Origin of the sequence: Albibacillus kandeliae, from assembly GCF_003116585.1 — a bacterium.
Classification (GTDB): domain Bacteria; phylum Pseudomonadota; class Alphaproteobacteria; order Rhodobacterales; family Rhodobacteraceae; genus Albibacillus; species Albibacillus kandeliae.
In genome coordinates, this window is record NZ_QEHM01000001.1 from 731,942 (window position 1) to 757,349 (window position 25,408).

33 protein-coding genes and 2 tRNA genes are annotated in these 25,408 nt (G+C 62.3%); 23 read left to right on the forward strand and 12 right to left on the reverse strand.

Annotated features, from left to right (window positions below):
• Positions 1-15 precede the first annotated feature (15 nt).
• Complete coding sequence (locus tag DDT93_RS03415; RefSeq protein WP_109464378.1) at positions 16-1,440, reverse strand: MFS transporter; 1,425 nt, start codon at positions 1,438-1,440, stop codon at positions 16-18.
• A 205-nt stretch (positions 1,441-1,645) separates the two neighbouring features.
• On the opposite strand from DDT93_RS03415, the gene DDT93_RS03420 reads away from it, so the two are divergent.
• A tRNA-Val gene (locus tag DDT93_RS03420) sits at positions 1,646-1,720 on the forward strand.
• A gap of 74 nt (positions 1,721-1,794) precedes the next feature.
• Here DDT93_RS03420 and DDT93_RS03425 read toward each other — a convergent pair.
• From DDT93_RS03425 to DDT93_RS03460, 9 genes are all read right to left on the reverse strand, one after another.
• Positions 1,795-2,787: a tyrosine-type recombinase/integrase gene (locus DDT93_RS03425; protein ID WP_408607910.1), complete on the reverse strand. Its 993-nt coding sequence runs from the start codon at positions 2,785-2,787 to the stop codon at positions 1,795-1,797.
• Positions 2,679-3,026, reverse strand: a complete 348-nt coding sequence (locus DDT93_RS27145) for a helix-turn-helix domain-containing protein (RefSeq protein ID WP_109464380.1) — start codon at positions 3,024-3,026, stop codon at positions 2,679-2,681. Before DDT93_RS27145 ends, DDT93_RS03425 begins: the two co-directional genes overlap by 109 nt.
• Positions 2,965-3,186: a hypothetical protein gene (locus tag DDT93_RS26380; protein ID WP_157960088.1), complete on the reverse strand. Its 222-nt coding sequence runs from the start codon at positions 3,184-3,186 to the stop codon at positions 2,965-2,967. Before DDT93_RS26380 ends, DDT93_RS27145 begins: the two co-directional genes overlap by 62 nt.
• 16 nt (positions 3,187-3,202) lie before the next feature.
• Positions 3,203-3,388 carry a hypothetical protein gene (locus DDT93_RS03435; protein ID WP_109464381.1) on the reverse strand — a complete coding sequence of 62 codons (186 nt, stop codon included), beginning with the start codon at positions 3,386-3,388 and terminating at the stop codon, positions 3,203-3,205.
• Between the two features lie 18 nt (positions 3,389-3,406).
• Positions 3,407-3,742: a hypothetical protein gene (locus tag DDT93_RS03440; RefSeq protein WP_157960089.1), complete on the reverse strand. Its 336-nt coding sequence runs from the start codon at positions 3,740-3,742 to the stop codon at positions 3,407-3,409.
• Positions 3,743-3,757: 15 nt separating this feature from the next.
• A complete protein-coding gene (locus tag DDT93_RS03445) occupies positions 3,758-5,626 on the reverse strand; it encodes a ParB/RepB/Spo0J family partition protein (RefSeq protein ID WP_109464383.1) in 1,869 nt (622 codons plus the stop codon).
• Positions 5,627-5,818: 192 nt separating this feature from the next.
• Complete coding sequence (locus DDT93_RS03450; protein ID WP_109464384.1) at positions 5,819-6,016, reverse strand: hypothetical protein; 198 nt, start codon at positions 6,014-6,016, stop codon at positions 5,819-5,821.
• Positions 6,013-6,216, reverse strand: coding sequence for a hypothetical protein (locus DDT93_RS03455; RefSeq protein ID WP_109464385.1), 204 nt, complete (start codon positions 6,214-6,216; stop codon positions 6,013-6,015). The genes DDT93_RS03450 and DDT93_RS03455 overlap by 4 nt, the downstream gene beginning before the upstream one ends.
• Before the next feature lie 469 nt (positions 6,217-6,685).
• On the reverse strand, positions 6,686-6,988 hold the full coding sequence (locus tag DDT93_RS03460) for a helix-turn-helix domain-containing protein (protein WP_109464386.1): 303 nt from the start codon (positions 6,986-6,988) through the stop codon (positions 6,686-6,688).
• A gap of 121 nt (positions 6,989-7,109) precedes the next feature.
• Between DDT93_RS03460 and DDT93_RS03465 the strand changes: the two genes are divergently transcribed.
• Entirely contained in the window at positions 7,110-7,343 is a 234-nt protein-coding gene (locus DDT93_RS03465) for a helix-turn-helix domain-containing protein (RefSeq protein ID WP_109464387.1), read from the forward strand.
• Positions 7,344-7,443: 100 nt separating this feature from the next.
• Positions 7,444-7,902 carry a hypothetical protein gene (locus tag DDT93_RS03470; protein ID WP_109464388.1) on the forward strand — a complete coding sequence of 153 codons (459 nt, stop codon included), beginning with the start codon at positions 7,444-7,446 and terminating at the stop codon, positions 7,900-7,902.
• Between the two features lie 33 nt (positions 7,903-7,935).
• Here the strand turns inward: DDT93_RS03470 and DDT93_RS26385 are convergent, their stop codons facing one another.
• Positions 7,936-8,211, reverse strand: a complete 276-nt coding sequence (locus tag DDT93_RS26385) for a hypothetical protein (RefSeq protein ID WP_157960090.1) — start codon at positions 8,209-8,211, stop codon at positions 7,936-7,938.
• A 475-nt stretch (positions 8,212-8,686) separates the two neighbouring features.
• Positions 8,687-9,220 (reverse strand): hypothetical protein, encoded by a 534-nt coding sequence (locus DDT93_RS26390; protein ID WP_157960091.1) that lies wholly within the window; start codon positions 9,218-9,220, stop codon positions 8,687-8,689.
• 724 nt (positions 9,221-9,944) lie between these two features.
• Between DDT93_RS26390 and DDT93_RS03475 the strand changes: the two genes are divergently transcribed.
• The 20 genes from DDT93_RS03475 to DDT93_RS03570 all read left to right on the forward strand — a co-directional run bounded on the left by DDT93_RS03475 (position 9,945) and on the right by DDT93_RS03570 (position 25,398).
• Positions 9,945-10,667 (forward strand): class I SAM-dependent methyltransferase, encoded by a 723-nt coding sequence (locus DDT93_RS03475; RefSeq protein WP_198654756.1) that lies wholly within the window; start codon positions 9,945-9,947, stop codon positions 10,665-10,667.
• Between the two features lie 124 nt (positions 10,668-10,791).
• Complete coding sequence (locus tag DDT93_RS03480; RefSeq protein WP_109464389.1) at positions 10,792-11,898, forward strand: ParB/Srx family N-terminal domain-containing protein; 1,107 nt, start codon at positions 10,792-10,794, stop codon at positions 11,896-11,898.
• Positions 11,895-12,197, forward strand: a complete 303-nt coding sequence (locus DDT93_RS03485) for a hypothetical protein (RefSeq protein WP_109464390.1) — start codon at positions 11,895-11,897, stop codon at positions 12,195-12,197. Before DDT93_RS03480 ends, DDT93_RS03485 begins: the two co-directional genes overlap by 4 nt.
• Positions 12,169-12,972 (forward strand): helix-turn-helix domain-containing protein, encoded by an 804-nt coding sequence (locus tag DDT93_RS03490; protein ID WP_109464391.1) that lies wholly within the window; start codon positions 12,169-12,171, stop codon positions 12,970-12,972. Before DDT93_RS03485 ends, DDT93_RS03490 begins: the two co-directional genes overlap by 29 nt.
• Positions 12,962-13,555, forward strand: a complete 594-nt coding sequence (locus tag DDT93_RS03495; RefSeq protein ID WP_109464392.1) for a hypothetical protein — start codon at positions 12,962-12,964, stop codon at positions 13,553-13,555. Before DDT93_RS03490 ends, DDT93_RS03495 begins: the two co-directional genes overlap by 11 nt.
• A complete protein-coding gene (locus DDT93_RS03500; RefSeq protein WP_109464393.1) occupies positions 13,552-14,214 on the forward strand; it encodes a hypothetical protein in 663 nt (220 codons plus the stop codon). Before DDT93_RS03495 ends, DDT93_RS03500 begins: the two co-directional genes overlap by 4 nt.
• A gap of 84 nt (positions 14,215-14,298) precedes the next feature.
• Complete coding sequence (locus DDT93_RS03505; protein ID WP_109464394.1) at positions 14,299-14,652, forward strand: hypothetical protein; 354 nt, start codon at positions 14,299-14,301, stop codon at positions 14,650-14,652.
• Positions 14,653-14,780: 128 nt separating this feature from the next.
• Positions 14,781-14,857 (forward strand) — tRNA-Met (locus DDT93_RS03510).
• A gap of 323 nt (positions 14,858-15,180) precedes the next feature.
• A complete protein-coding gene (locus DDT93_RS03515; RefSeq protein WP_109464395.1) occupies positions 15,181-15,804 on the forward strand; it encodes a hypothetical protein in 624 nt (207 codons plus the stop codon).
• Positions 15,804-17,798 (forward strand): phage terminase large subunit family protein, encoded by a 1,995-nt coding sequence (locus DDT93_RS03520; protein ID WP_109464396.1) that lies wholly within the window; start codon positions 15,804-15,806, stop codon positions 17,796-17,798. Before DDT93_RS03515 ends, DDT93_RS03520 begins: the two co-directional genes overlap by 1 nt.
• Entirely contained in the window at positions 17,788-18,009 is a 222-nt protein-coding gene (locus tag DDT93_RS03525) for a phage head-tail joining protein (protein ID WP_109464397.1), read from the forward strand. The genes DDT93_RS03520 and DDT93_RS03525 overlap by 11 nt, the downstream gene beginning before the upstream one ends.
• Before the next feature lie 53 nt (positions 18,010-18,062).
• Positions 18,063-19,604 (forward strand): phage portal protein, encoded by a 1,542-nt coding sequence (locus DDT93_RS03530; protein ID WP_109464398.1) that lies wholly within the window; start codon positions 18,063-18,065, stop codon positions 19,602-19,604.
• A gap of 5 nt (positions 19,605-19,609) precedes the next feature.
• On the forward strand, positions 19,610-20,974 hold the full coding sequence (locus tag DDT93_RS03535; RefSeq protein ID WP_109464399.1) for a S49 family peptidase: 1,365 nt from the start codon (positions 19,610-19,612) through the stop codon (positions 20,972-20,974).
• Positions 20,975-21,028: 54 nt separating this feature from the next.
• Positions 21,029-21,397: a head decoration protein gene (locus tag DDT93_RS03540; protein WP_109464400.1), complete on the forward strand. Its 369-nt coding sequence runs from the start codon at positions 21,029-21,031 to the stop codon at positions 21,395-21,397.
• Between the two features lie 61 nt (positions 21,398-21,458).
• Positions 21,459-22,493, forward strand: a complete 1,035-nt coding sequence (locus DDT93_RS03545; RefSeq protein WP_109464401.1) for a major capsid protein — start codon at positions 21,459-21,461, stop codon at positions 22,491-22,493.
• A gap of 78 nt (positions 22,494-22,571) precedes the next feature.
• Positions 22,572-22,988 (forward strand): hypothetical protein, encoded by a 417-nt coding sequence (locus DDT93_RS26700; protein ID WP_198654757.1) that lies wholly within the window; start codon positions 22,572-22,574, stop codon positions 22,986-22,988.
• Between the two features lie 11 nt (positions 22,989-22,999).
• The gene (locus tag DDT93_RS03555; protein ID WP_109464402.1) at positions 23,000-23,305 is read left to right on the forward strand and encodes a head-tail joining protein; all 306 of its coding nucleotides are present in this window, start codon (positions 23,000-23,002) and stop codon (positions 23,303-23,305) included.
• A 37-nt stretch (positions 23,306-23,342) separates the two neighbouring features.
• Complete coding sequence (locus DDT93_RS03560) at positions 23,343-23,996, forward strand: DUF6441 family protein (RefSeq protein ID WP_109464403.1); 654 nt, start codon at positions 23,343-23,345, stop codon at positions 23,994-23,996.
• A 3-nt stretch (positions 23,997-23,999) separates the two neighbouring features.
• The gene (locus DDT93_RS03565; RefSeq protein ID WP_109464404.1) at positions 24,000-24,422 is read left to right on the forward strand and encodes an acyl-CoA transferase; all 423 of its coding nucleotides are present in this window, start codon (positions 24,000-24,002) and stop codon (positions 24,420-24,422) included.
• A gap of 19 nt (positions 24,423-24,441) precedes the next feature.
• A complete protein-coding gene (locus DDT93_RS03570) occupies positions 24,442-25,398 on the forward strand; it encodes a phage tail tube protein (RefSeq protein WP_109464405.1) in 957 nt (318 codons plus the stop codon).
• Positions 25,399-25,408 lie beyond the last annotated feature (10 nt).

The window sequence follows — 25,408 nt, forward strand, 5'->3', positions numbered from 1 at the left end:
CGCCCTTCTTCGTTTCTACATGGCCGCGTCCGGCGCCGCGAGGTCGGCGGTCCCAGCTGTGCGGTCGGGCCGGAGGCCGAGGGTCGCGCAGAGCGCCAGCAGAGCGACGAGGGCAGCGGCACCCCAGAGCGTCCAGATCGGGCCGCTGGCGTCACCGGCCCGGAGGGCCGGGAACAGGCCGGAGACCCCCGCGACCCAGCCGCCGAGACCGGCGCCGACGGCGTAGCCTGCCGTGTGCACGGTCGGCATGAAGGAACTGGTGCGCGCGGCCTCCTCCTGCGATGTGGCTTCCATGATGGCCTGGTTGCAGGGGCCCCAGACCATGCCGAAGGCGAGCCCCGACAGGCTGTGGCCGAGGACGACCACGGGCAGAAAGCCTTGCGTAAGACCGTAGGCGATGAGCAGTGCGCCAAGAACCTGCGCCAACGGGCCGAAGCGCAGGACACGCCAGCGCAGGGTGGCAGACAGCCCGCCCACCCACATGGCGGAAAAGCTCCAGCTCAGCGCCATCGCGACGACGATCCAGCCGATCCAGACCGGCGAGAGGGACCAGGTGTGGCCGATGGCAGCGGCCAGGAACACCGAAGACACGCTTTGTGCCACGGGCATCAGCAGCAGCACCCATGTTCCGCGCCCCACGGTGCCGCGTCCAAAGGCGTTGGGCGGAAAGAACCGGTCGGCCCGGCGCGAGTCGCTGACCAGCGCCCAGGTGACAAGGGCGAGGCCCAGCGGAAGCCCCAGCGCGGCGAGCGGACGGTCGGGCAGGGCGGACGGACCGGCGAGGAACACCGCGCCCAGCAGGCAGAGCGCCGCGGGCGCCAGCGAGGCGGTCGCCCCGGGCCCCACGTGCCCCCGTTCGCGCGGCAGGCTGCGCGGCACGGTCGCGAGGAACACCAGTGCCAGCGGCAGGCAGACCAGCATCGCGGCGCGCCACCCGAGGTGCTCGGTGGCGTAGCCGCCGGCGAGGGGGCCCAGCACGGCCGCGATGGCCCAGACCGTCGCCTCGGCCGAAAACACCCGCGAGACAAGTCCCTTGGGAAAGAGGGTCGGGATCAACCCGTAGCACAGCGCCACGATCACCCCGTCCGAGATGCCCTGAAGCGCGCGGCCGAAGGCAAAGACCTCGGCGGTAGGCGCAAGGCAGCAGAGCAGCACACCGAAGAGGAAGCAGGAGGCACCGGCAAGCGCTGTGGTCCTGGCGCCGAAGCGACCGCGGAGCCGGGCCGAGATCAGCCCGCCCGCGATCACCCCGATGTAGAACAGCGCATAGGCCCAGGGCATCAGCCAGAGCCGCCCGAGGTCCTCGTAGGCGATGGGAATGGATGCGGCGATGGAGAGATCGTTGAAGGCATGCATCGCAATGCCGGCAGAAACGGTAAGGGTGGCGCCGCGATATTGAGGCGCGAGCAGCGCGCGGGCGGGCAGGGCGTCGGTGGTCATGCGGTGTCTTTCGATCCTTGGTGAGATTCGCAGCCTAAGAGCTCAAGTATGGTTGAGGTCAAGCGCTCGCTGCGACCCTCTCGATCCGCCCGGACCCTCCGCGCGGCCATATTGGAGTGAAGGCGGCAAAACGACGAGAAAGACAAGAACTTTGCCCCCGGACCCCTTGCATAGCCCGGAGAGTGACGGTAATACCCCGCCTCACGGGTGATTAGCTCAGTGGTAGAGCGCTTCGTTCACATCGAAGATGTCAGGAGTTCAAATCTCTTATCACCCACCATCTAACCCATTAATCTAAAACGCTTTTGGTTTCAATTTAGGCCGATTTGCGAAGTGCTTGGCGGTTCATTGAACCTAGCCGAGCCGGATTCGTGCCTCGGTGAAGTTCAAAACATCGGCCGCGTCCTGCATGTGGGACGGGGCATAGCGCGCATAGACGCGCTCGGTTGTCTGGGTATTCGAGTGACCCAGGTACTGGCTGATCTTCGAGATCGGCACGCCCGCCTCCGCCATGTGGACTGCCGAAGTGTGGCGCAGGGTGTGGATGGTGACGTCCTCGAGCTTTGCTCGCTCACAGGCCGAGTAGAAGCCCGTTCGGATCGATTTCACCCGCTCACCTCCGTACTCCACCACGTAGTCGCTAAGCGCCGCGTCACGGGCGGTCTGCAGAGCGGCCCGTGTCATGCCGTTCATCGGCACCACGGCGCGGCCCTTGCGCGTCTTGGAGTCATCCAGGCGCAGGTTGATCTGCGATCGTTCGAAGTCGACGCGATGCCATTCAAGATCCAGAATGGCGCCCACGCGGCCGGCCGTGCCAAGCAGGAGCGTGACGGCGAGCTCGATGTGCGGGCTGCCGCAGGAGGTCAGCAGGCGCCAAATCTCCTCGCGTGTCAGGAACCGCTCTTTCGGCGCCGGCTTCTCCGGCCGCCATATATGCGGGGCCCGGTCGGTCATCTTGGTGCGCTCGCCGTACTTCATGGCGGAGCGGAGATGTCCGAGTTCGGTATGGACGGTGCCCTGCGACTTGCCCTGGCGTTCCCGCAACTCGGCATAGGAGCGGCAGTGATGGATTTCGATCTGGTCAGGTCGCAACTTGCCGAAGTGCGGCAGGATGGCCTTCCCAGTGTATCGCAGCGTCGCTGCTGCTGGCTTGTCGCCCAGCGAAGCTATGTACTCGGCCCAGATGCGCTCGACAGTGCAACCCTCGTCTGGGATGATGGTCTCGTGCCGATAGACGTCTAGAGCCTCTGCCTCCGCTTCCTTTCGGGTGCGTGACGCAAGCTTATGGCGCCTCCGCTTGCCCCCGTCGTACCAGGAGACGCAGAAGCCTCCCCTGAGCCTACCGATGGTGAGATCTGGCATTTTTCTATCTCCTCGACTGCATTTGCCGGGATTCGGTATAGCCTACCGAGGCGGAAGTGGGGAATTTCTCCAGCGGCGCACTGATTGCGGATGGTGGTCGCACTGACGCCCCAGCGGTCGGCGAGTGTCTCTGGCGTGAACGGTCTCATACAGGACACCCCATCAGGTAGGATTGGTGATCGCCGCTCGCAGAGAGCGCAGTCTAATCTCCGTTTCGGCTGCATGCTGCTTGTACTCCGCTTCGGCAGCGATCTTGGCCTGCTTGTCCGCCAACTCCTCGAGCTGCTCCTCTGACAGCTTCGCGAATTCCTCGGAAAACTCAGCAGTGTCCTCTACCATGCCCTTGATCTTAAAGGTCAACGCCTGAACGTCATTGTTGTCCATGTCGCTTCTCCAGCGGTTAGAGTTTCAATCGATAGACCGCTCGCCCGATGCTTTCTGCGGCCTCGAGGTCGCCTCGCTCGGCCATCATGCGTGCGGTTGTTTCGTATGCGGGCCAAGGCAGATGCCGCCAATGACCGTCTGCTAGGACGCATCTCACTGCCATTTCACCGTAGGCCTTCTCTGGATCATCAGTGTCGGCCATGACTGCCTCCTGTTCGGGCTAATTGGCGTCCGCGGTGTCCATGATGTCCGCGAACCATTGAAATGCCTTGGCCCGCAGGTCATCGAGCGACCGTGCTTCCAAGGTGGTTTCCTGTTCCCAGTCGCCGGCGAAGATGAACACTTCGCTGCGTCCGTCCGCTTCGAAGTGAAACAGCAGGTCGAAGCCCTCTATGCGCCAGAGTTCTTCAGGACAGCCGCACTCGTCGCTTGGAACTCGGGCGAGCAGCGTGATGGGTGCGTCGCCAGTGGGTGCCGGCACATGACCTACACGCAGCTCCGCGAGGGCTTCAGCGCCGGCGCCGCTGACGAATGGAACTCTTGTGAAGGCTACCATGGTCCTCGCTGCCCCTCAGTTCGCCTGCCGCAGCTCGGTCGGCAGCCATCTGTCGATCGCGGCGGCGGCGTCGCGCGAGAGGCCCAGAGCCTCGCGGGTGGCGGCATCGGTGAACAGCTTCTCGAGCCCCTTCACCTTGTCGCCCTTCTTCAGTGCGCTGAAATCGCGGAGCTGGTCGCTGTCCGCCTCGATGTCGAGTAGCTCCGCCCAGATGCGGTCGAGCGCATCCGTCTTCAGGCGGCTGAAATAGGTGGGCCCATCGGGGGTCCAGACCTTCCGGACGCTGGCGCCGGTCGCTTCTACAAGCAACTGATAGAGGTCCAGCCGGTGGTCTCCCTGCGGGCCGCTGAGAGCGCGAACCAGGTGCCGGGTGAGGACAGCATTGCGGTGCTTCTTGCCAGCGTCCTGGAATGCCTTGAAGCTCTCTGCCTGACTGCCTTCCTTGCGGTAGTCGAAATCTGTCTTGTTGCTGCCGTTGCTCAACCGGCTGTCGATCTGCCAACCGTCCTCAACTGAAGACGCAATGGTCTGGTCGGTGAGCGTGATCTGAAACGGGCTGGCGTAGGTCGGCGCCGCCCGTTGAAGCTGCCAGGCGAAGAGGTCGAGGACCAACTCGGACTTGTCGACCATAGCGGTCTGCAGTGCGAGCAGTTTGACTGCCTGCAGGTCCAGACGTCCGGCTTCGGTCAGGTCGGGCTTGGCCGGCGCGCTGCTGACCCGACCGCCGGTGTCATCCTCCGGGGTCTCTGGGCGCTTTGCGTCACGGTATGCTCCCTCGATGACCAGCTTGCCGGCGCGGTCGACAATTACGAAGATGCCGCCTTTCTCGCGGTCTTCGTCGGTATAGTCACCAGCAGCTCGAGCGCGCAGGGCGGACAGTTCATCGCGCTCGGTATCCGAGATGTCGAAGTGGGCTTCCTTGTCCTCGAGCTCCTCGAGGCGGGTTTCGTCTCCGTCTGGCAGGTCATTTTTGGTCGGGTAGATCTGCTGAAGGCCTGCGACATCGTTCCCGCTCAACCACGTCTCGCGAGCTGTCTTGACCCATGCCCAGCCCTGAGACTTCCGGAGCTTTGACGCCTCGGTCAGCATCTTCTCATTGAAGATGCGGTCGACCAGGGCGCTGTCGTGAAGGTAGGAACATTCCTCGAAGAGGTCGGCCGAGAGCGTGCCGCCTTCCGCCTGGTAGTGGGTCAGCCCGATGTAGCGCACCTTGCGATCGTCGCTGCGGATCGTGTCCGGCGTCAGGGCTTGCCGGACACGGCCGGAGTTCCAATTCCCAGCGCGGGCCGTGGTGAGGACGCACAGCTGCGCCTCTGGATCGGCGGCGATGGTCAGCGCCCGCGCGACGTCAAGGCTGATCTGGTTCGCGCGCAGCGCGGCGAGGGCCTCCGGGATGAGGTCGGCAAGCTTCAGGCGCTTGCGCACATGGGCCTCTGTCTGCGCGAAGGCACGGGAAATCATATCGGGGGTGTTGCCCTGCTGGGCCATGGCGGCATAGGCCGCGATCTCGTCGGCCGGGTGCAGGGGCTTCTGGGTTGCGGCCTCGGCGCCAGCCCATGCCCGGGCCACCATCGGATCGGAGGTCACTTTGACCGGGATGAACGCAAAGTCGGGTTCCTTGCTGTCGAGCGTGCCGCTGCCGTTCTTCGCCAGGTGCTGCAGACCACGCAGGCGGCGGCCGCCGGCAACGATGCCGATCTCGCCCGGGCGCTCCGGGTCCTCGTAGCCGGCGAGGTTCTGGATCAGACCGTTGATCGCGATCGAGGCGGCCATCGCCTTGGTGTCTTCGGGATCGCCGTTCTGGCGCGGGTTGATCGGGTGCAGGTAGAGCTTGCTGAGCGGGTGCACCGTATCGTCGGCCGCGAGTTCGATGTGCTGGTTCATGGTGGTGTCCTGGATTGATGCCCCCGCCGCCCCAGCCCGGGAGAATGAGCAACGTGCCCAGCGGCGGGGGAGTGCAGCACCATGCTGCACGTTCCTATGTTTCGTTGACCTGGTCCCGGCCCGCTCCGCTGATGGAGTAGTTTCCGTGAGTGGCAGCGTCGGAGCGGGCCCGGTCGGATTGGGTGCGGTTGGTCAGCCCAGCACCCACAGCGCGACTGGCAAGCAGATCACGGTCGCGCGTGTCAGGTAGAGGCAGGCCATCGGCATTGCCGGGATGGCCAGCCCGTGAAGGTAGCAGATCGTGTGGCGCAGCAGCTCAACCATCAGCGCCAGCAAGGTCGCGACGCTGAGGGCGATCACCAGCCAGCCCATTGTCGCGAGCGAGATCACGCTGCGGCCTCCAGTCGGACTGCGATCAGCTTGCCGGTGTGGCGGTGATAGTCGTCGAGATGCTCGGCGCCGGCTTCATCGTCGCCCCGCAGGAAAGCACGGCGCGCGGCGCAGAGCTTCAGGCTGGCGGTAAGCTCACCTTGCGCGAGGTGGTGCTTTGCGACCTGGCGCAGGGTGATGGTGATCGGGGGGGAAGTCACTTCGCAGCCCCTTTGCAGATCAAGGGCGAAGGGCCTTTGCGGCCGAGCTGGGCCGCGCGAGCCTCAATGCGGGCGCTCCGAGCGGCTATCGCCTCGGGTCGCATCCACTGCGGGGTTTCGCGCCGGTTGGCGGTCGCCGTGGGGCGGATCGGGAAAGGGATGACGGTCATGTGTGCCTCCATCGGGTGAGCGATGGGGTTCACAGGTAGTACATCAAAAATGTACTGTCAAACGGTTTAGTAAATAATTGATGTACTTTTGCTGCGCCAAGTGTGAGCTTCGGCGCTGAATCGCGGTGTCCTGGGGTGGTGGTTGGCGATTCATCCTTGGTGCAAAGCGTGTTTGACCCGCGCCAGTTGGCGCTGGTCTAATTGTAAGGTTGTTAAGTACTTGCGGGATTTAGGGAGAGGTTAAGTGCGTGGGTTGGTTTTTATGGTCGCTTCGATTTTGCGGAAATGCGGAGTAAATCTCAACTGGGTCTTTGATCCGCTGGGAACTCGCCGTCAGCAAAAGCTTCAAAAAGAGAAGCTTGAACGTCAGAAGGAAGCTGAGCGTAGTCACCGTGCATCATGAAGTTGAAGTCGATGCGATGTTCACGATGTAAGTACAATAGAAGGTTGTGCCCCGGGTAGGAGCGTCCTTTCTCAACATTGCTAATCGCTGCTTTCGAGATGCCGATTTTTTCACCGAGCTGCTCTTGGCTGAGGTGAATAGCCTTTCTGGCCGCTGTGAGGCGGGCACCGCAAGCGTGTTTGCTCGCGTCACCGGTCATTGCGATCGATCTCTTGCTGGTCGCGTCCATGGGGTATGATTGCCCGACAGTACACGAATTGTGAACGTACATCGTTACTCTGCCTTGCAAGTACATTTATTGTGTACTACAGGTGGGCAGCATGGAACATATCGACCAGTCTAATCCGGTAAAAGCCATCTGTGACGGTGTGGGGCGGAAAGAGCTCGCCGATCGTCTGGGGGTTGGAAAAGCCTCGATTACCAATGCTCTCCGCGAGGGGGCCTTCCCAGCGAGCTGGTACATGGAAGTCAAGGCGCTCTGTGATGCGTCTGGCTTGGACTGTCCGCTCGAGGCTTTCAATTTTCGATCCTCTGCAAACGAGGACGCCGCATGATGCGGCGCCCTCTGGCTGAAATATCACTCTTTGAAAACATGCTCGCAGCATGCGGCCCAGCGTCGCTTTGCTCAAGCGAAATGCGCGTGAGGAGCTTCACATGAGGGCAACGAAGGCGGGAACAATTCAGGACGCGGTGGCGAAGTGCTATCGGGCGGGCGGCGGGGTTGAGGCAGTCGCAGAGCTGCTCGACCTCGCCAACTCGACGGTGTCCTACGGGACTGAGGTCAATGAAAACCGACCCGGCGGGATTGGCGTCAACTACCTGGTGCGGCTCGCGAAGATGGACCCGCTTTGCGCGGTCCCGCTCGCAGAGTTGTTCTGCGACTTGGCCGGCGGCGTCTTCCAGCCCGTGCAGCCCGGCGCTGACGTTGTCAGCCTGGCTAAGCGCTGCAGCTTGGTCGCAAAGGAATGCGGAGAAGCGCAGGCTGCGGCGATCCACGCGTCCGATACGCTGAGTGTGCGCGATATCGAGGCTGCTGAGCGCGAGATCGACGAGGCCATCACTTCGTTGGTGCAGGCCCGGGCGCATCTCCGTTGCGAGAAGGGGGCAGCCTGATGCGAGCGGTGAAGGCTGGCCTCGGTAGGCACCTCAGCTTTGGGTCGACTGGCTGCGTGGATCGTCCGGAAAGGGTGTGCCTGTATCGAGCTGCATCGCTTTCAGGTTCGACAGCAGAAACATCGCATCCAGAAAACCCATCCGCAGTTGGTGGGCTTCTTGGTTCTGGCTCATGTACTGCAGCTCGACATGGGAAGGATTGCCTTCATGGTCATATAGCAGTCGGGAGCCAAGTATATGACCCACGTCCCCACTGTTCGGTAGGCCCTGATCGGAAACGATATACTTTCCGTAGGTTCTGGTCCGCATGCAGATTCTCCATCGGTTGGTTGCGCTCGGATGGTGAATTCCGCCGGGGGCACTGTCTAGTCCCCGGCGGGGTAGATCGCCATGCCATACGCCTCAAGCTGTCTTGGGCAGGGCGGGCAGTGGTGAACTCCGAGGCGGCGCTTCGGGCCGGTGATCTTGAGCTTACGGCTCGCGAAGCGCAGAACGCCAAAATCTGGCTGAGGGAGGCGCTTGGTCCGATCGGGCTTTCTGAGCCGGAGGGCAAGGCATGAATGCGTGCCCTGGTTCCCGCCATTTCCCTGCAGCGGCGATCGGGCCGCGAGACGTTCAACTACTGGAGGCCTTCAATGTTCGATCCAGAGTTCTGGATGGTCGCGCGGTCGGTTTCGTCGGCTGTGCTGAGCATCGCGTTGCTCGCCTTAATCATAAGTCGTCACTGGTAGGGAGCACTCAAAATGGACCTGCAATTGACTTTGGATGTCATCGCGGTGGGCACTCAGTCATTCAGTCTGCTGGTCGTGGTGTACTTGCTGGTGCGCAACGAATTCTGGTGATCGCACCAGCGCCAGTGCAAGGCGATGGTGATCGGTTTCGGCGACAATTCATACCCCAGAATTGTGGTGTAGGCAGTATCGCCCCAAGTGAAAGTGGATTTCGGGGTGCCCGAAGGTGCTGCAGTCAGTCCGATTTTCACGCTTCTGGCGGTGCGGTCGATTGGCAGCGCCTCTGGAACCTTTTTTCCGCCGTGGTTGTCCGGGATCAAAGTGTCTCTTTCCAGGATGATCGATCCACGTTTTGGAGATTTCAGCGCGACACCCTCAAGCCTTACTTCGGTGGTTTGTGTGTTCCGGACGGTAATCGTTACTCGCTCCCAGCCAGTGTGCCCGGCCAACCTTGTTCGGGAGATCTCGAAATGGGGAGGGGCTCTCTTGGTGTTGCGCCAAAGAATTATGGTTTGCCACGTCAGGAGCCCGGCGCTGACTATACCGGTCCCTGCCGCGATGAAGGTCGCAATCGCCTGACTATCCACGCGCTTGCATCCCTAGTGTCGCGGGTGGCGCGCCGGCTTTTGGCGAACCGCTATATCGTTCAGGGTTACACCCGCAATCGGGTGCTTCGTCATTGCCATGGAAAATCTCCTTTCCTGGCATGTGCGGCATGGGAGGGGGTGAGATATCTCCCGGCCGCTTCGGATCACGGTTCACAGTGCCGTGGGTTCACTGGCCGGGTCAGCAGGGTGGAATCCACCAAGGCGCTGATCCGGCCTCGCAAATATAATTTACGCCGCGTTAACGCTGGAACCCCCTATTTTGGGGATAACCTCATAATCTTGTGGGATACCTTGCTGGTAACGCTGGGATTTGTGCCCTTATTCGGGGTACAAGAATGAATGTGGTGCGGCCATCGCCGCAAACCTACCGCCGATTGGTTGAACGAATCGGGCGCGCTCCGGGGCTTATCTCCAACGCCCATGCCTCGGGTCTTGTGAAATCGGGGGCGCACAGCGCGCCAAAAGACGCCCCCGACCTCGACCTCCCTGTTGAAACTGGGCGCGGGCATGTCCCGCGCCCCCTTTTCGACATCGCTTTCGATGATCGGGCTACCCCGAGGGAGCGGGCCTGCTTACGTTGTGTTTTCTCGCTCTTCTGGCTTGCTGGCGTGGTGACAGGTCTCTGGATCGCCCTCGGCGCGTCATGGATCGCCCGGATCGCGGATTGGGCGATTTGATGGGGGCGAATAGGTCATCGGCCGTCATGCAGCAGCGGAGCGAAGCTCCGGACAGCGTCGACGACTTTCCGACTCCGCCGTGGGCTACGCGAGCGTTGTGCGAGCAGCTGAAGGCCGAGGGGAGGCCGCTCGATCTTCAACACGTCTGGGAACCGGCCTGTAACCGCGGTTACATGGCGAAGCCACTCGGCGAATACTTCGACCTGGTCCACGCGACAGACGTCGCTGACTATGGCTACTCGGCGCAGGATGGTGTGGCCGACTTCCTGATCGACTGGGACGCCGATGCGCCCGACGTCGATTGGGTGATCACCAACCCGCCGTTCCGTCTTGCGCAGCAGTTCATCCTGCAGGCGCTCCGTTACGCCCGCGTCGGCGTCGCCGTCCTCGTAAGAACAGCCTTCGTCGAGGGGGGCGAGCGATACGAGGGGCTATTCCGCGATCGCCCCGAGGACATCTTCATGCCGTTTGTGGAGCGCGTCGTGATGTGGCGCGGGGTCCTTCTCGATCCGGATGTTCCGATCTGGAACGAGAAGAGGCGCAAGATGGCGAAGCCGACTTCGGCCACCAGCTACTGCTGGATGGTCTTCTTCAAGGATCGTCTCGAGTTCCCCAGGCTTCAGCGCATCGCGCCTTGTCGCAAGAAACTTACCCGGCCCGGCGACTACCCCGCTTTGCCTGAGCGCTTCTGGAAGCCATCTGCACCTGACCTGTTGAATGTCGGCGCATGTCTCGAGGGTGTTGGTTGATGGATCGCATCACCGCAGCTGAGGAATGCCAACGGCGGGGGGGCGAAGCAAGTGCACCGCGTCGCCTGCTGTGCCGCGAGCCGTCCAATAGCACTCATCACCGACTACATCGGAGGACTGCTGCATGCCCTTGCGCGAAATAGACATCTCGATGGCCACTCCTGTCGCCAGCATCGACCCGGGACCCTCTCCGGAGCTCCGATGGGTGGCGATTGGTTCCATGGTGATCGACGACACCTACCAGCGGCCATTGGGCACCAATAACTGGAAGGTCATCCGGCAGATCGCAATGCGCTTCTCCTGGTCGCGGTTCACCCCTGTGATGATCGCTCCGATGGAGGATGGTCAATACGCCTTGATCGATGGTCAGCACCGCGTCCATGCGGCGGCGCTTGCGGGGCACTACACGGTGCCGGCGATGATCGTTCAGGTTCCGATCGAGGCGCAAGCGGCGGCGTTTGCGGCTATCAACAGCCAGCGCACGGCCGTGAGCTTGTTCCACTTGTTCAAGGCTGGCCTGACTTCAGGCGCACCTTGGGCCTGCGCCAGTTACCGGGTCGTTGAGGCAGGCGGGTGTCGGCTGATGACCTACAACTGCTCCGCGAAGCTTCGGAAGGCGCGCGATATCTACTCGATCGGTCTGATCCGGAACTACGTCAAGGCTGGCAAGGGGGAATTGGTGACCCGTGGGCTGCGCGCGATCACCAGTTCCGTGCAGGCTGATCGCATCGACCTCTATCGGGAGACGGTGCTCAAGGCGTGGTTCGCGGCGCTGAGCGACAATCCTGCTGCTGACGAGGTCGACCTGGTTGCTTTCGTCTCGGAGCTCGACCTCGTAGATATCGTCTCCACCGCTGGGACGCTCCGCGAAGAGCCAAGCCTTGCCAATCTCTCGGGCTATCGGCTGGCGATTGAGGCGATGCGTAGGCAGTTGAGTGCGTTCATGCCGAGCGGGGTGTCTCAACCCGCTCTGCCGGACCCGGAGCCGCCTGCCGCGATCTCCGAGGCGGTTCCCATCAAGGTGCCCACCTATGTGAAGAGGAGCGCCGGAGAGGCGGCAAGGGTGGCCCCAGAGCCTCCTGCGCGGCCCGACCATTGGTCCGAGGCCCGTGATGCCGAGCTTCGTGACAGCGGCGGCGGCTTTGCGGCGATTTCGAGCCTTGCTGACAAGTGGGGCCTCCCGATCCGCACCGTTCAGGCGCGATGGCACAAGGTGAGGGCGGCGGCATGACGGGCCGGAGGGCGCTCGATCTGAATTTCGAGCTCGTCATGCTGGATTGTCTCCGGCTGGTCCTGTCCGCCCGCGATGGGCCCATCATCGACGTGGTTGAGGTCTCTCCCAGGTCTGAGGCGGCCTACGGGCCCTTTCTCGCGGTTCTCGACCTTGTGGCAGGGGAAAAGGATCTCCGGGTCATGACGAACTTTCCATACGAGGCGGGCCGGGCAACGGCCCCCAAAACCATATGCAAGCGCGTCGTGCAGGCGGCGCTGGAGGCAGGGAATGAGCGCCAGAGCGCCCAAAAGGTTTGAGCTCATCGAACCGGAAGAGACGAGGCTTATCGAGGCGGCAGAGTGGTCCTATCAGCGATGGGGCTGGCTTGAAAGCGTGCGCCGTGACACCAGCCTGTCCACACAGGCGCGGCTCGTAGCGCACGTGCTGGCGATGGACTTCACCAACGTCAAGACGCTCCGTTGTGACCCGTCCTACGCCCAGGTTGCGGCCGTGGTCGGGGTGTCTCTGGACACGATCAAGAGGGCTGTCGCGGCCCTCGTCGACGGTGGGTGGTTGGTCCGCTCGACGGGCCGGGGACGTGGTCACAAGAGCGGCTACGGGTTCGCGACTCGCGCCAAAATCGTCCACCTCAGAAGGCGCGATGTTGACGCGGAAAAGGGTGCAGAAATGCAGCATTTTAGGGGGTCGGAAAAGGGGGCAAAAATGCCCCCCCAAAAGGGTGCAGAAATGCAGCCTTTTAGCGACCCTCAAAAGGGGGCAAATTTGCTTGAAAAAGGGGGCAAAATTGCTTCCCCCTATAATAAGGATAAACCATATAAGAACCATGAAGGCGCGAGCGAGGCCGATGGTGAAGAAAAAAACTTCACGGAAGCGGCGCGTCGATGGGCTCAACTTCTCGCACCAAAAATCCGGGATGGCAAACCCGTTCCGGTGAACTCCATCAACCAAGAAACCGCCGCCTGCATGATCGCCTGTCACGGGGTGTCACTAGCTGAGCTCGATGGAGCTGGGCTGGGGCATCTCCTGCGATCCATGGCCGGCTCGAGAACCGGAGGCACGGATGAGCAGTGAAGAAACCAAGCGGGACCGGGTGCGCAGATTGTTGATCCAGCCGCTGACGGATGACGGGTTTCGCTTCAAGAGGGGCAGCGACGAGGCCAAGTGTGCTCGTGACCTCGATCGTATCGCCGACTCCCTGAGCCACATGTCCGACGTCGAACTGGAGCGGATGCGAGCGTGCCTCGTGACCAAAGGCGAGGGTGCATCGCGGAATTTCTGGCCACCCGTCGCCACGGTTCTGGCTTTTGGCGAGTTTGTGCATCCGCGTCCCCTCGAGGCGGTCCCGGAGCTGCTGAGCTGGTTTCGGTCCCGCGCCGGTGAAGCTGCGCTCAAGGATGGCCGCTTGGTCGCGGAATACCGTTTCTGGGAGCAAAAGAAGCGCCCGCCGATGTCCGCGATGGACAAGAAAAGGGTTGCCGATCGCGGGGCTGAGTATGAGCACAAGGCCACCGTGCTTCGCGAAAAGCGGGCCGATGGACGGTCACTCATGGTCGACGATGTGCAGTGGCTGGATTGGTACGAAGAGCTCTCGGATCGCCTCAGCCGCATGGTCGATGAGGGCATTCAGGCTCGTGGGCAGGAGGACGCTGCATGATGATGGCGCGCAGCGTTCGGCCAGCTCGTGGCGCGGCACCGGCAACGCCGGTCGGGATTCGGGAGTTGCTTGAGTGGGCGTTCCGCACAGAGTGCGCCCGGATTGAATTCGATGAGATCCGGGAGAGCTCCGGCGTCACGATGCGTGAGGTGGGGACGGAATACATCCTAATGCGCCGGGGTATCCTCGGGTGCCAGATTGACGGCGGCGGTCGGTCCGATCCGCATCCGGACGCAGACATCGTTGCCTCTGCGGTTGCTGCGCTTCCTGAGGGCCACGGCGGTCGGCAGATGGCACTGCGGATTGCCGAGCTGGCGAGGATCGGTGCCGAACCGGATTGGATGCCAGGGGCGACGCTGGCCTGCGTTCCCGTGTCCTGGGCGGCCCAAGTGAAGCAGGGAAAGCTATATGCCAAGACCACTTCGCTTGGCATTGGCAAATACAGCTACCGGGGCCGGGAGCGTGAATATGATCGGCGAGTGTGCCCGGTTACTTACCGAAATGATGCTCAGCAGATTGGCAGTGCGCGCCGCGCATATCTCCAATGGTGGGGAGCACTTCTGGAATTGCGCGAGACATTTCGGGTTTATGGTGGCCTTTCGTCGTTCTCGGTAACCGATGAGATGCCGCGCCAGACGCCTTGGAAGAGCAATCGATAGCGAGAATGTTCTTTAATGTGGCACTGGGTTTCGTCTAAGAAATATTCCGCAGGCCAATAATTGCCTGGAGGGAAGGGAAAATTAATGAAACTCAGATTAATTGGTGCGGGTTTAATGGTTCTCGCCGCTGCGGCATGCGCAAAGCAACCCGGCGAGATAGCCGCGGTGTCAGTCGGGGATGCATACAGCGGCGTTTCCTGCAGCCGGGCTTCGTCGCTCTACAATGCTGAAGCGGCAAAGGTTCCGGCACTGGTGTCGAAGCAGAAGAGCGCCGTCGCGGGGGACGCTGTCGGGGTGTTCCTGCTTGGTGTACCGATGGCCAGCCTTTCCGGAGAGGATCTCGAGGGGGAGATCGCTGCCACCAAGGGCAAGATCCTTGCGCTCACTACTCGTTTGGAGACCTGTGGCATCAACCCTGCGCCGGTCGACTGGGGTTAAGCTGGGCGGTCTCGTGGCTCTCTGGTGGATGGCTGGATCAAAAGCCTGTTGACCTGAGAAAGTGAGACTGTTTACAAAGAGCCAACAACTGATTTGCGCCCGGCGGGAAACCGACCGGGCGCTTTTCGTGTCCGGGTGGAGCAGTCGGTAGCTCGCAAGGCTCATAACCTTGAGGTCGCGGGTTCAAGTCCCGCCCCGGCAACCAATACCTGAGAGCCGCCCGGATCGTGATGCCTGCTGTCCCTCGCAGGGTCGCGATTGCGCACGTGCCTTGAGGATCGCCCCCGCTGTCGGGCCAGCGGGTTGGGCGATGCGCCCGCCTTCCTGATGGGGAGGGGGCGGCCTGTCGGTCGGAGGCGTCGGGCGGAGGGGGATAGGCAGGCCCCCCGGGGGGCACGGGTCCTTCCTGGGGTTTGGGCTGTATACGGTGCGGCGAAGCGCGGGTGCTCAACGCCGCTAAACCAACTGAAAAGCCTAAACTACGAGACTAAACTTGGCGCTAAACCTAAACTTGGAGACGCAGAGCGGATGGCAAGGCTGACAGCAACTCAGCTGGCTTCCGAGCTATCCTTGTCGAAGGGGCGGATCAGCCAACTGGTTTCAAGTGGGGTGCTGAACGGGTGCTTTGTTGGTGAGGGGCGGTCGCGGCGGTTCGATTTGACCGCCTGCGCGAAAGCTCTCAACCATCGCCTGGACCCGGGGCAGCAGCTGGGCAACGGGGCCGAGACCAAGCGACGGGTTCGCCAGATCGAGGAAAGCTCGAGCGACGGGGAGGATAACTTGCCTCTCCGCGACAGCGGGGAGCTCCAGCCACGTGACCCGGATCGATACGAGCTCGCCCGGATCCAGAAGGTCGAAGAGGAGGCGCGGAAACTTCGCCGGGCAAACGCCCAAGATGAGGGCACGTTGGTCCTCGCATCCGAGGTGCATCGGCAAGTTGCGCGCCAGATCGGGCAGGAAGTGGCGGAGTTCGAGACAGTGCTGCGCGATGGGGCCCGAAAGGTCGCAGATCGCCTGGGGGTCGACTACCGCACTGTCAGGCAAGTGCTTATCGAGACATGGCGCGAGCACCGAGGTGATCGACTGGTGAAACTTCAAGAGGAAGCTGACCAGGCGGAAATGACCTCGGAAGAGCAGGAGGCAGATTTTTAATGGGCTTTCTCGCCCCGGCGGGGCAAGTCATCGCTTTGGCAATCGCCGAGGCGATGGCTCCGCCGCCGAAGCCGGATATCACGCGGTGGTGCGAGGAGAACATTGTCTTTGACGAGCGGTCCCCGATGCCAGGGCCGTTCCGGATCGGGCGTTTCCCCTTCCTGCGCGAGATACACGAGGTGTTGTCGCCGGAGGACCCGTCCCGCGAAGTCACGATCCGTGGCTCGGCCCAATGGGGTAAGACAGTCTCGATCGTAAATCCGGTCGTTGGCGCTTGGCACGAGTTCGGTCCTCTGGATAGCCTGGTGGTTCACCCAACCAGCAGCTCGGCGACAGAATGGGTCGACAATAAGTGGCTGCCGATGCGCCGGCAGGCTCCGAGCCTTCGGAAGATCTTCGGTGAGGGCCGCGGCGACAATAAGGACGCCAAGTTCAACCAGGAAACGCTGGCGCGAAACGGATCGTTGAAGATCACCAGCGCGGGTTCGCCGGATGATCTTGCCGGCACGTCCCGTCGACTTGTCGTCATGGATGACGTGTCGAAGTTCGAGATGACGCCCAAGGGCGACCCGGAGGCGATGGCAGAAAGCCGGGCATCCGGGTTCGAAGATGCAAAGCTTCTGCGGGTATCGACCCCGCAGATCCTCGGGGCCTGCAGGGTGTCCCGGGCTTACGACCGCAGCGACCAGCGCCTGTACCACGTGCCTTGCCCCCACTGCGGGAATATGGCGCCCCTGACCTGGGAGAACTTTCGGAAGAACCTCGATCCGGAGCGGTTGCATGCGGCGTGCTTCAATTGCGAGGCATGCGGAGGGATCATCACCCACGCAGACAAGGAAACGATCGTTTCCCTGGGCAGGTGGGTGCCCCAGAACCCGAACGGCGATCATCCCGGGTTCCATCTGTGGCGTGCCTATGCACCGCAACGGGATTGGGCATCGATCGCGCTGGACTACGCCAGGGCGATGGGTTGGAACACGGCGAAGGCGAGCGGACAAACAGAAGCCGCGTTGACGGAGAAGGTCGAGGCAGAGACCGAGCAGACGTTCTTCAACGATGTCTTGGGGCTCCCGTACGAGCAGGCGAGCAAAGGTCCTGACTGGGAAGCGCTGCGCGACCGAGTGGAGAATGCGCCCGAGGAAGAGGGCCGGCCGAGAAGCATCGTGCCGGCACGCGGGATCATTCTGACCGCTGGCGTGGACTGTCAGGGCGACCGCATTGAAGTCCAGGTGGTGGCCTATGGTGAGAACTATCGGCGATGGGTGGTCGACTATGTCGTCATCCCTCATCACATCGGGGACGAAGAGGGTCGCGAAGCACTCGACGCGCTTCTGAAGACGACCTGGCGGACCGAGAGAGGCGTCCGTCTCCCGCTCGACATGATGGCGATCGACGGGGGGACTTACACCGAGGACGTTTGGGCATTCGCCAAGCGCTGGCCGTGGTCGCGCGTCATCATCGTAAAAGGTGCCAGCACTTCGACGGGCCCGGTGATGGTGCCGCAGAAGTTCGAGCGGCGAAAGGACGGCAAGGCCAAGAAGAGCCAGAAGCGGGCGTTCATGCTGAACGTCAGCCAGCTGAAAGCCGACTTCTACAGCTGGCTGGACAAAGAGGACCCGGTGCATCGCGGCTACTGCCACTTCGCGAGAGGCCTCGGTGATGAATACTTCCGGCAGGTGGTTTCAGAGGTTCGTGTTCTGAAGCGGGCGCGGTCTGGCGCGGTGACGAGCTCCTGGGAGCTGGTCGAGCCAACGCGACGGAACGAAGCCCTCGACACCATGAACTATTCTGAGGCAGCCGCGCGCCGGAAAGGCTGGACCGCGCTGACTGCGGAGCAATGGGCTGCGCTCGAGGATGAGCGGGGAGGGGAGCCAGATGACCCTCAGCCCGATCTGTTTGATGCTGATGTCCCGGTGACAGTGCCGGCGAGGGAAACCGAGGAGACCCCGAGGCGGGGTGGCCTCTTGGAGATCTTGAACAACAATGGCGACTGATACGGCAACGCTCGAAGCTCAGCTCGAGGAAGCCCGAGGGGCACTCCACAAACTCGCGATCGGGGGGCAGCTCGTGAAGATCAAGTATGAGGACGGCGAGACTGAGTATTCGCGAGCCAGCATGCCTGAGCTTCGTCGCTACATTCGCTCGCTTGAGCGCCAGCTCGGGCAGACGAGCAGCGCTCCCGGCTCCAGAAAGGTCATCTTTTGAAACAGAGCTATCCCCGTGTGCGCCCCGGATCGGTTCGACTGAAGCCTGGTGCGATGCGTGACGCCGGTTTCAATGGCACCGCGCCCTATGTCGCTGGCGATGCCGGGGTGGACACCATGCAGGGGTTCCACCCCTCGAGCCTACCCCCGGATGCCGAGATTGGACCGGGTCGCACCCGGATCACCGCGCGATCCCGGGACCTGGTCAGAAACAACGGTTGGGCGAGCGGCGCTGTCGCGAAAGAGATCGACGGGATCATCGGGAGCAGCTTCCGCCCGTTCTTCAAGCCTGATTGGCGAGCGCTTGAGCTCAGCCCGGAATGGGCGAAGGAGTTCAAGGAAGTGCTCGGCGCCCGCTGGCGCACATACGCGGATGACCCGCGCAAGTTTGCCGACACGACGAGGACTCAGACTATCCCGCAGATGTTCGGGACGGCCTATCGGTCCTACTTGGTGGAGGGGGAAGGTATCGGTCTCGTCGGTTGGAAACCCTCGCGGCCGTTTCACACGACCCTTCGGATTGTTGATCCTGACCTTCTGAGCAATCCCTCGGACGGTCCGGACACGCAGTTCCTTCGCGGAGGGATCGACCTGACACGCGACGGCGCGGCCTGGGCCTACAACTTTCGGCAAGGGCACCCAAATTCGCAGTGGGTCGAAGGCAACCCTTTCCAGTGGAAGCGGATCCGGCGCGAAGCTCGAACTGGACGTCCTCAGGTCATCCACTTCTTCGACAAGCTGCGGGATGGCCAAACACGAGGCGTATCTCGCCTCGCGCCGATCGTGGAAAAGCTCCGCATGGAGGATCACTACTCCAAGGTCGAACTGCAGGCGGCGGTGATCAACGCGGTTCTGGCCGCGTTTATCAAGAGCCCCATGGGCCCGGAGGTCGTCGATGAGATGTTCGAGGAGAACGGCGGCGACGGCTTCCTCAAGATGCAAGCAGAGCGGATGCAGTTCTACAACCAGAACAGTATTCGCCTGGGCGGTTCCCGGGTCTCGATGCTCTATCCCAACGACGAGATCGGGATGGTGCAGACGGCGCGGCCCGCAGCGCAGTTCGCGGACTTCGAGGCCGCGGTGCTTCGCAATGTCGCCTCGGGGCTCGGTATTTCGTACGAGCAGTTGGCAAGCGACTGGTCCAAGACCAACTACTCGAGCGCTCGGGCAGCAATGATCGAGATCTGGCGCGGTTGGACGTCGCGCCGCGTCGCGTTCGCCCAAGGCTTCTGCCAGCCCTTCGTCATGGCCTGGCTCGAGGAGCAGATCATGGATGGTCATATCGAGCTCCCGAAGGGTGCCCCCGACTTCTACGCCAACTGGTCCGCATACTCGCGGGCGAAATGGATCGGACCCGGCAAAGGGTTCGTCGACCCGGTCAAGGAGGCGCAGGCCGCCGCAATGCGGGTGGCGCTCGGCATGTCGACGCTGGAAGACGAGGCGGCGGAGCTTACGGGGACCGACTTCGCGGACAATATCGAGCAGATCGAGCGCGAGATCTCCATCATGCCCGAAGGAACGCTGCATCCCATCCGTGAGAGCTTCGCCAAACTCATCGGCCATAACGCCACGCAGCAATTCTCGCCAGAGGACTGAAACCAATGAAATATCCACAGATTGCGCAGCGTGTGTTTCACACGCCGCTTCTGGCTGCGCGCTCGAAAGCCGCCTCCTTTGTTCTCGGCCTTGGTCCACGGATACTCGACGGCACATCCGTGGAGATCGATGGCGGGCAGATCGATGCCGATGTGGCGCCGTCGAGGAAGCCGTACGCCTCGCTTCTGGATAATCGGCTGGGGGAGGAAATCCGGTCCGGGCGGCGCGACGCCTACCGCATGATCGACAACGTTGCGGTCATTCCCATCACCGGGGTGCTGGTTCACCGCGGCGCGTGGATCGGAAGCTACTCTGGCGAAACCTCTTATGAGGGTATCGCCGCGCAGATCGAGGCGGCGGCGAGCGCCCAGTTCTGCGAGGGGATTGCCCTGGAGATCGACAGTCACGGTGGCGAGGTTGCCGGATGCTTCGATCTTGCGGACCTGATCCGTGAGGTTCGAGAAACCAAGCCGGTGCAGGCCTTTGTCGCGGATCACGCATATTCGGCGGCCTACGCCATCGCTTCCCAGGCGGACAGGATCATTGTCCCGCGTACGGGTGGGGTGGGGTCGATCGGCGTCATCTGCATGCATGCCGACTACAGCCGGCAACTGGAAGAGATGGGGGTGAAGGTCACCATCATTGCCGCCGGTCAGCACAAGGGGGATGCCAATCCCTACGAGCCTTTGCCTGACAGCGTCCGGGATGAGCTCGAGCAGGAGATGGAAAGCCTGCGGGTCATCTTCGCCGAGACGGTGGCAAGCGGCCGTGGGGACCGCCTCTCCGTCGAGGCGGCACTTTCGACCGAAGCGCGCTGCCTTCTCGCCAGCGACGCGGTGGCCGCAGGTTTGGCCGATGAGGTGGCCAACCCCCGCGAGGCCTTCGAGCGGTTCGTTTCAGAAACTTCCGGGCGGCGCCAGCCGTCCGCCATGGCAACCCAGAAAGGATTGATGCCCATGACCAAGGTGGAAACCAATGCGCCGGAGGATGAAGTCGCGACTCCGGAAGATGAAGCCGAGCAGATCATCGCTCCGGACGAAGATGCCGATGATGCGAGCGTGGGCGCGGATCAACCCGAAGCTCTCGCTTCCGCTCCCGCCGAACCGGCCGCAGTGGACCAGAAAAAGCGCATCGCGTCCATTCTGAACGCCGATGAGGCGAAGGGGCGCGAGGAGCTGGCGAAGAGCCTGGCCTTCAACAGCGATATGTCCGCGGAAGAGGCGAAGCTCCACTTGGCTGCGGCACCCAAGGCGGCCAGCGGCGGCCTGAGCGCGGTCCTCTCGTCGGATGACACGGATCTCGACATTCCGGCCGCTTCGGCGGGTGGCGAGAACCTTGTGAAGTCCGCCCTCAAGTCTCGTTTCAACTGAACCGTGGCGCCCATCAGGGCGCTTCACCTGAACCCCAGAACGGAGAACTAGACTATGACCACCCTTACGGAAGGAAAGACCCCGGGTGATTGGCTGATGTTCGAGGAGAACAGCTTCTACAGCCGCGACGAAGTCACCATCGCGGCCGGTGCAGACCTCGAATCCGGCTCGGTCCTCGGGAAGGTTACCGCGACCGGCAAGTATGTCCTCTCGGAGGAAGATGCTGCCGATGGCTCTGAAGATGCAGCAGCTGTGCTGCTGAATGACGCCGCTGCAGAAAGCGCTGATGTCAGCGCTGTCGTCATCGCGCGTCATGCCACCGTTCGTCGTGGCGGGCTCACCTTCGATGCCACCTACGACAACGCCACCAAGCGCAACGCCGCTATGGCTGCCCTCAAGGCCCTCGGCATCACCGAGGCCTGAGGTCCCGAAACCTAACACCACCATCGCGCCTCTTGGTGCACACCATGAAAGGAGCCAATTGATGGCCCATATCAACATTTTCCAGAATGACGCTTTTCGGGCCATCGAGCTGTCGGAAGCGGTCCGCGAAATCCCCAACCAATGGGGTCGTGTCGGCCAGATGGGCCTGTTCTCGCCAAAGGGTATCCGGGGGGTGAGCTTCTCCCTCGAGTCCCATAACGGCGTGCTGCAGCTCATCAACTCGTCGTCGCGTGGCACCCCGCTCCCGGGCGCGACGCGCGGCAAACGCAAGCTGCGCATGCTCAGCACCGAGCGCTTTGGCCTGAAATCGCGCGTTACGGCCGATGACATCGACGGAATCCGCGCATTCGGCTCCGAAAGCGAGCTGAAGCAGGTTGCTGGCGAGGTCGCAGACCGCCAGATGGAGCTGCGCAGCAGCACGGACGTGACCCGCGAATTCCTGCGCTGCGGCGCATTGCAGGGTATCGTGCTGGACGCAGATGGTTCCGAGATCGTTGATCTGTTCGACGAGTACGGCATCACCCGCAAATCCGTGGATTTCGATCTCGGCAGCACTGTCGATCTCGGCGCCAAAGCCGAGGCGGTTGTAGACCACATCCGTATCAACCTGGTCGGCGACGTGATGACCAGCGTCGGCGCGCTGTGTGGTCCCACCTTCTGGGACAAGCTGATGGGGCACGAGGACTTCCGCGAGCGCTACCGCTACTTCGAGAATGCCCAGGGGGCCAATCCTGAACGTGAGAATGTCTCGCGCGGCTTCAGCTGGAAGGGCATCACCTGGGAGAAGTACCTTGCCGAGGCGCCCGTCCCGCAGGAAGACGGAACGACCGTTACCCGGAAGTTCGTTCCGGCGGCCGAGGCGACTTTCTTCCCGATCGGGACGCGCCAGACCTTCCGCCAGTTCAACGGGTCCGCAGACTACATGGGCATGGTGAACCAGCCCGGGCAGGAGTTCTACTCGGCCGTCTTCCCGGATCGTCAGGAGGATCGCTTCGTCGACGTCGAGGTCATGATGCAGACCCTTCCGGTGTGCCTCCGTCCCGCAGTCCTGGTTCGCGGCCACACCTCGACCTGAGCCAGCGTTAGCTGACAGCACTTCGACCCACGCGGATCCTTCGCGTGGGTCTCATTCCCAGTCCGAATGGAGGGCACGATGGTCAAGAAAAACGACGTTTGGGTCAAAATGCGGCGCCAGTTCACCTATGATCTTGATGCTGATACGCGTCGCAGTTTGCCTGCGGGATGGCAGGGTTTCGTGCCGGCGGATATCGCGGCCGCGATCAAGAAAGAAGGTGTCGGTAAGGTCGGCTCGGCACCGTCCGAAGCCGCTGAAAAGCTGGCAGCCGAAAAGGCCGCGGCTGAAAAGGCCGAAGCGGAGAAGGCAGCAGCTGAAAAGGCAGCCGAGAAAGCGGCGGCCGAGAAGGCCGAAGCCGAGAAGGCAGCCGCTGAAAAGGCAGCCGCCGAAAAGGCCGAAGCGGAGAAGGCCGAGGCCGAGAAGGCAGCAGCCGAGAAGGCAGCTGAAGAAGCCGGGGCGGCCAAGAAGGCTGCGTCGGGCTCCGGCAAGAGCTGAGTAACCAGCTTATGTTCACGCCTCAGCTCTGTGTCGATGCCGTGTTCGAAGAGTTCGGCATCGCGGCGGTCCTCGATCCTGACGGCGCAGCGAACGATGTCCTGGTCCTTCCTTCGCAGGAGGATCAGGAGCTTTCGTTTGGGCAGACGGAGATTATCGACGCCGGTGGCGTCTTCGAGATCAGGGCTGGAGACTTCGCTGGCTACAGTGCCGGTGCGATCCTCGAGGTGGCTGGTGAGCGCCGCAAAGTCAAATCCCATCGCGTCAGGGACAAGCGGCGGCTGAAGGTTGTCCTGAGTACGGCGCCGTCGACCTGAGCGCTCCCATGGTTCGTTGTCCTATCGAGGTCAGCCAATGAAGTTGGTGGTTGTCGGGAACGAGAGAGACCATCTCAAGCACTGGATCGGCGTTTCGCAGCGTGGAGAAATTGCGGTTCGCGGGGCCATGGCGGAGGTGGAAGACGAGCTCAAGACCGCCTGGCGCAAGGATATCACCGCGGCGGGGCTTGGTAAGAAGCTGGCCTATACGGTTCGCGGTGCGACCTACCCGGCGCGAGGAGGCAGCTTCGATGCCGCTGCCTCCATCTGGTCGAAGGCACCGGCAATCATCGCGGCGCACGAAGAGGGTACGCTGATTGTTTCATCCAGCGGCCGTTGGCTCGCGATCCCATTACCTTCTGCCGGCAAGGTTCGAAGCGGTCGCGGTGGCAAGCGGCCATCTCCCAAGGAATGGGAGCAGAAGACGGGCGTTCGGCTCCGGTTTGTGGCCCGGCCTGGCAAGCCTCCATTGCTCGTCGCTGACGATGCTCGGCTCGACAAGCGTGGGCGTGCTGGGCGCAAGGGGGGGCGGCGTCGAAAGTCGGATGGCATCCTGTCGGGCGCTCAAACCGTGCCGATCTTTGTTCTGATGCCGCAGGTCAAGTTGAAGAAGCGCACCAGCCTGACCAAGCTCGCGGAGCGAGTTGCGGAAACCATCCCGGGTCGGATTGCTGCGCGCTGGAAGGGGTAGGGGATGGCAAGCACATCCGAGACTGTTCTGGTTGCGCTCCTCGCGAGACTGCAGACCATGGTGGGGCCAAGTGTCTTGCGAAATGTGGATGTCCCCGTGGAGGTGCCTGACGGTGGGCTGGTCATCCTGCGAGATGGTGACCCCGGTGCGCCGGAGGTGCTGATGTCGCCGCCCTCCTATACCTACGAGCACGAGGCAGAGGTGGAGATCTTCGCCCAGTCTGAGGACGTCGACACAGACTTTGACGCCTTGAAAGTAGCGCTTGGCACGGTCCTGGCGGCGGACAGAACCTTAGGGGGGCTCTGTGACTGGGTTGAGGCTGATGCCCCCGAACCTTCGGAATTGCCCTTCGCAGGCGCCTTGTCCGTGAAGGCGGCCCTGATCCCGGTGCGGATCACCTACACGACCAGCGATCCGCTGATCTAACAACCGAAAGGAACCTGAGATGTCACGTGCACGTGGCTCCCGCGCTCAAATGGCGCTGGGGTTTGAATCTGTCTACGGTACTCCTCCAGCGGCCAATGCCTTCTGGAAGATGCCATTCGCCAGCAGCACCCTCGGCAGCGAGCAGCCGCTTCTTGGCAATGAGCTTCTTGGATATGGTCGCGATCCGCTTCCGCCCTCCAAGGATGCAATCACCGCAAACGGAGACGTGGTGGTGCCGCTGGATACGCGTTTCCTGGGCATCTGGCTCAAGGCCTTGTTTGGCGCTCCGGTGACCACGGGCGCGTCGGCCCCTTATTCTCACCTGTTCAAGTCCGGGGGCGATGCTCTGCCGAGCATGTCGATCGAGCTGCAGAACCCCGAGGTTCCCTCTTTCCGGATGAACACCGGGGTGAAGGCCAACAGCATCAACTGGTCGATGCAGCGGTCCGGGCTTGTGACTGCGACGGTCAGTTGCATCTCGCAAGGCGAGACCCCGGCCACATCGAGTTCCGCCGGTACGCTCGAGGAGCTGGTGCTCCAGCGCTTCGGTCCGTTCAACGGGGCGATCAAGCGGGACGGCAGTTTGCTCGGGAACGTCGTTTCCGGGCAGATCACCTACACCAACAACCTCGACCCCGTCGAAACCATCCGGGATGATGGCAAAATCGATGGCGCCGACGAGAGCGTCGCAATGCTCTCGGGTGAGATCGTCGTGCGGTTCGCTACGACGGCGCTGCTGGATCAGGCCGTTGACGGCAGTTCCTGTGAGCTCGACTTCGGCTACACGATCGACAGCGACAACAGCTTCAACCTCATCGCTCACGCGGTCTACCTTCCGAAACCGCGGCTCCCGATCGAGGGGCCCGGAGGCATGCAGGCGACATTCGCCTGGCAAGCAGCGCTTGATCCCATCGAAGGCGTGATGTGCAGCGCGATCCTGGTCAACGACATGGCCGGCTACAGCAACCCATCCTGAACGGAGCAGT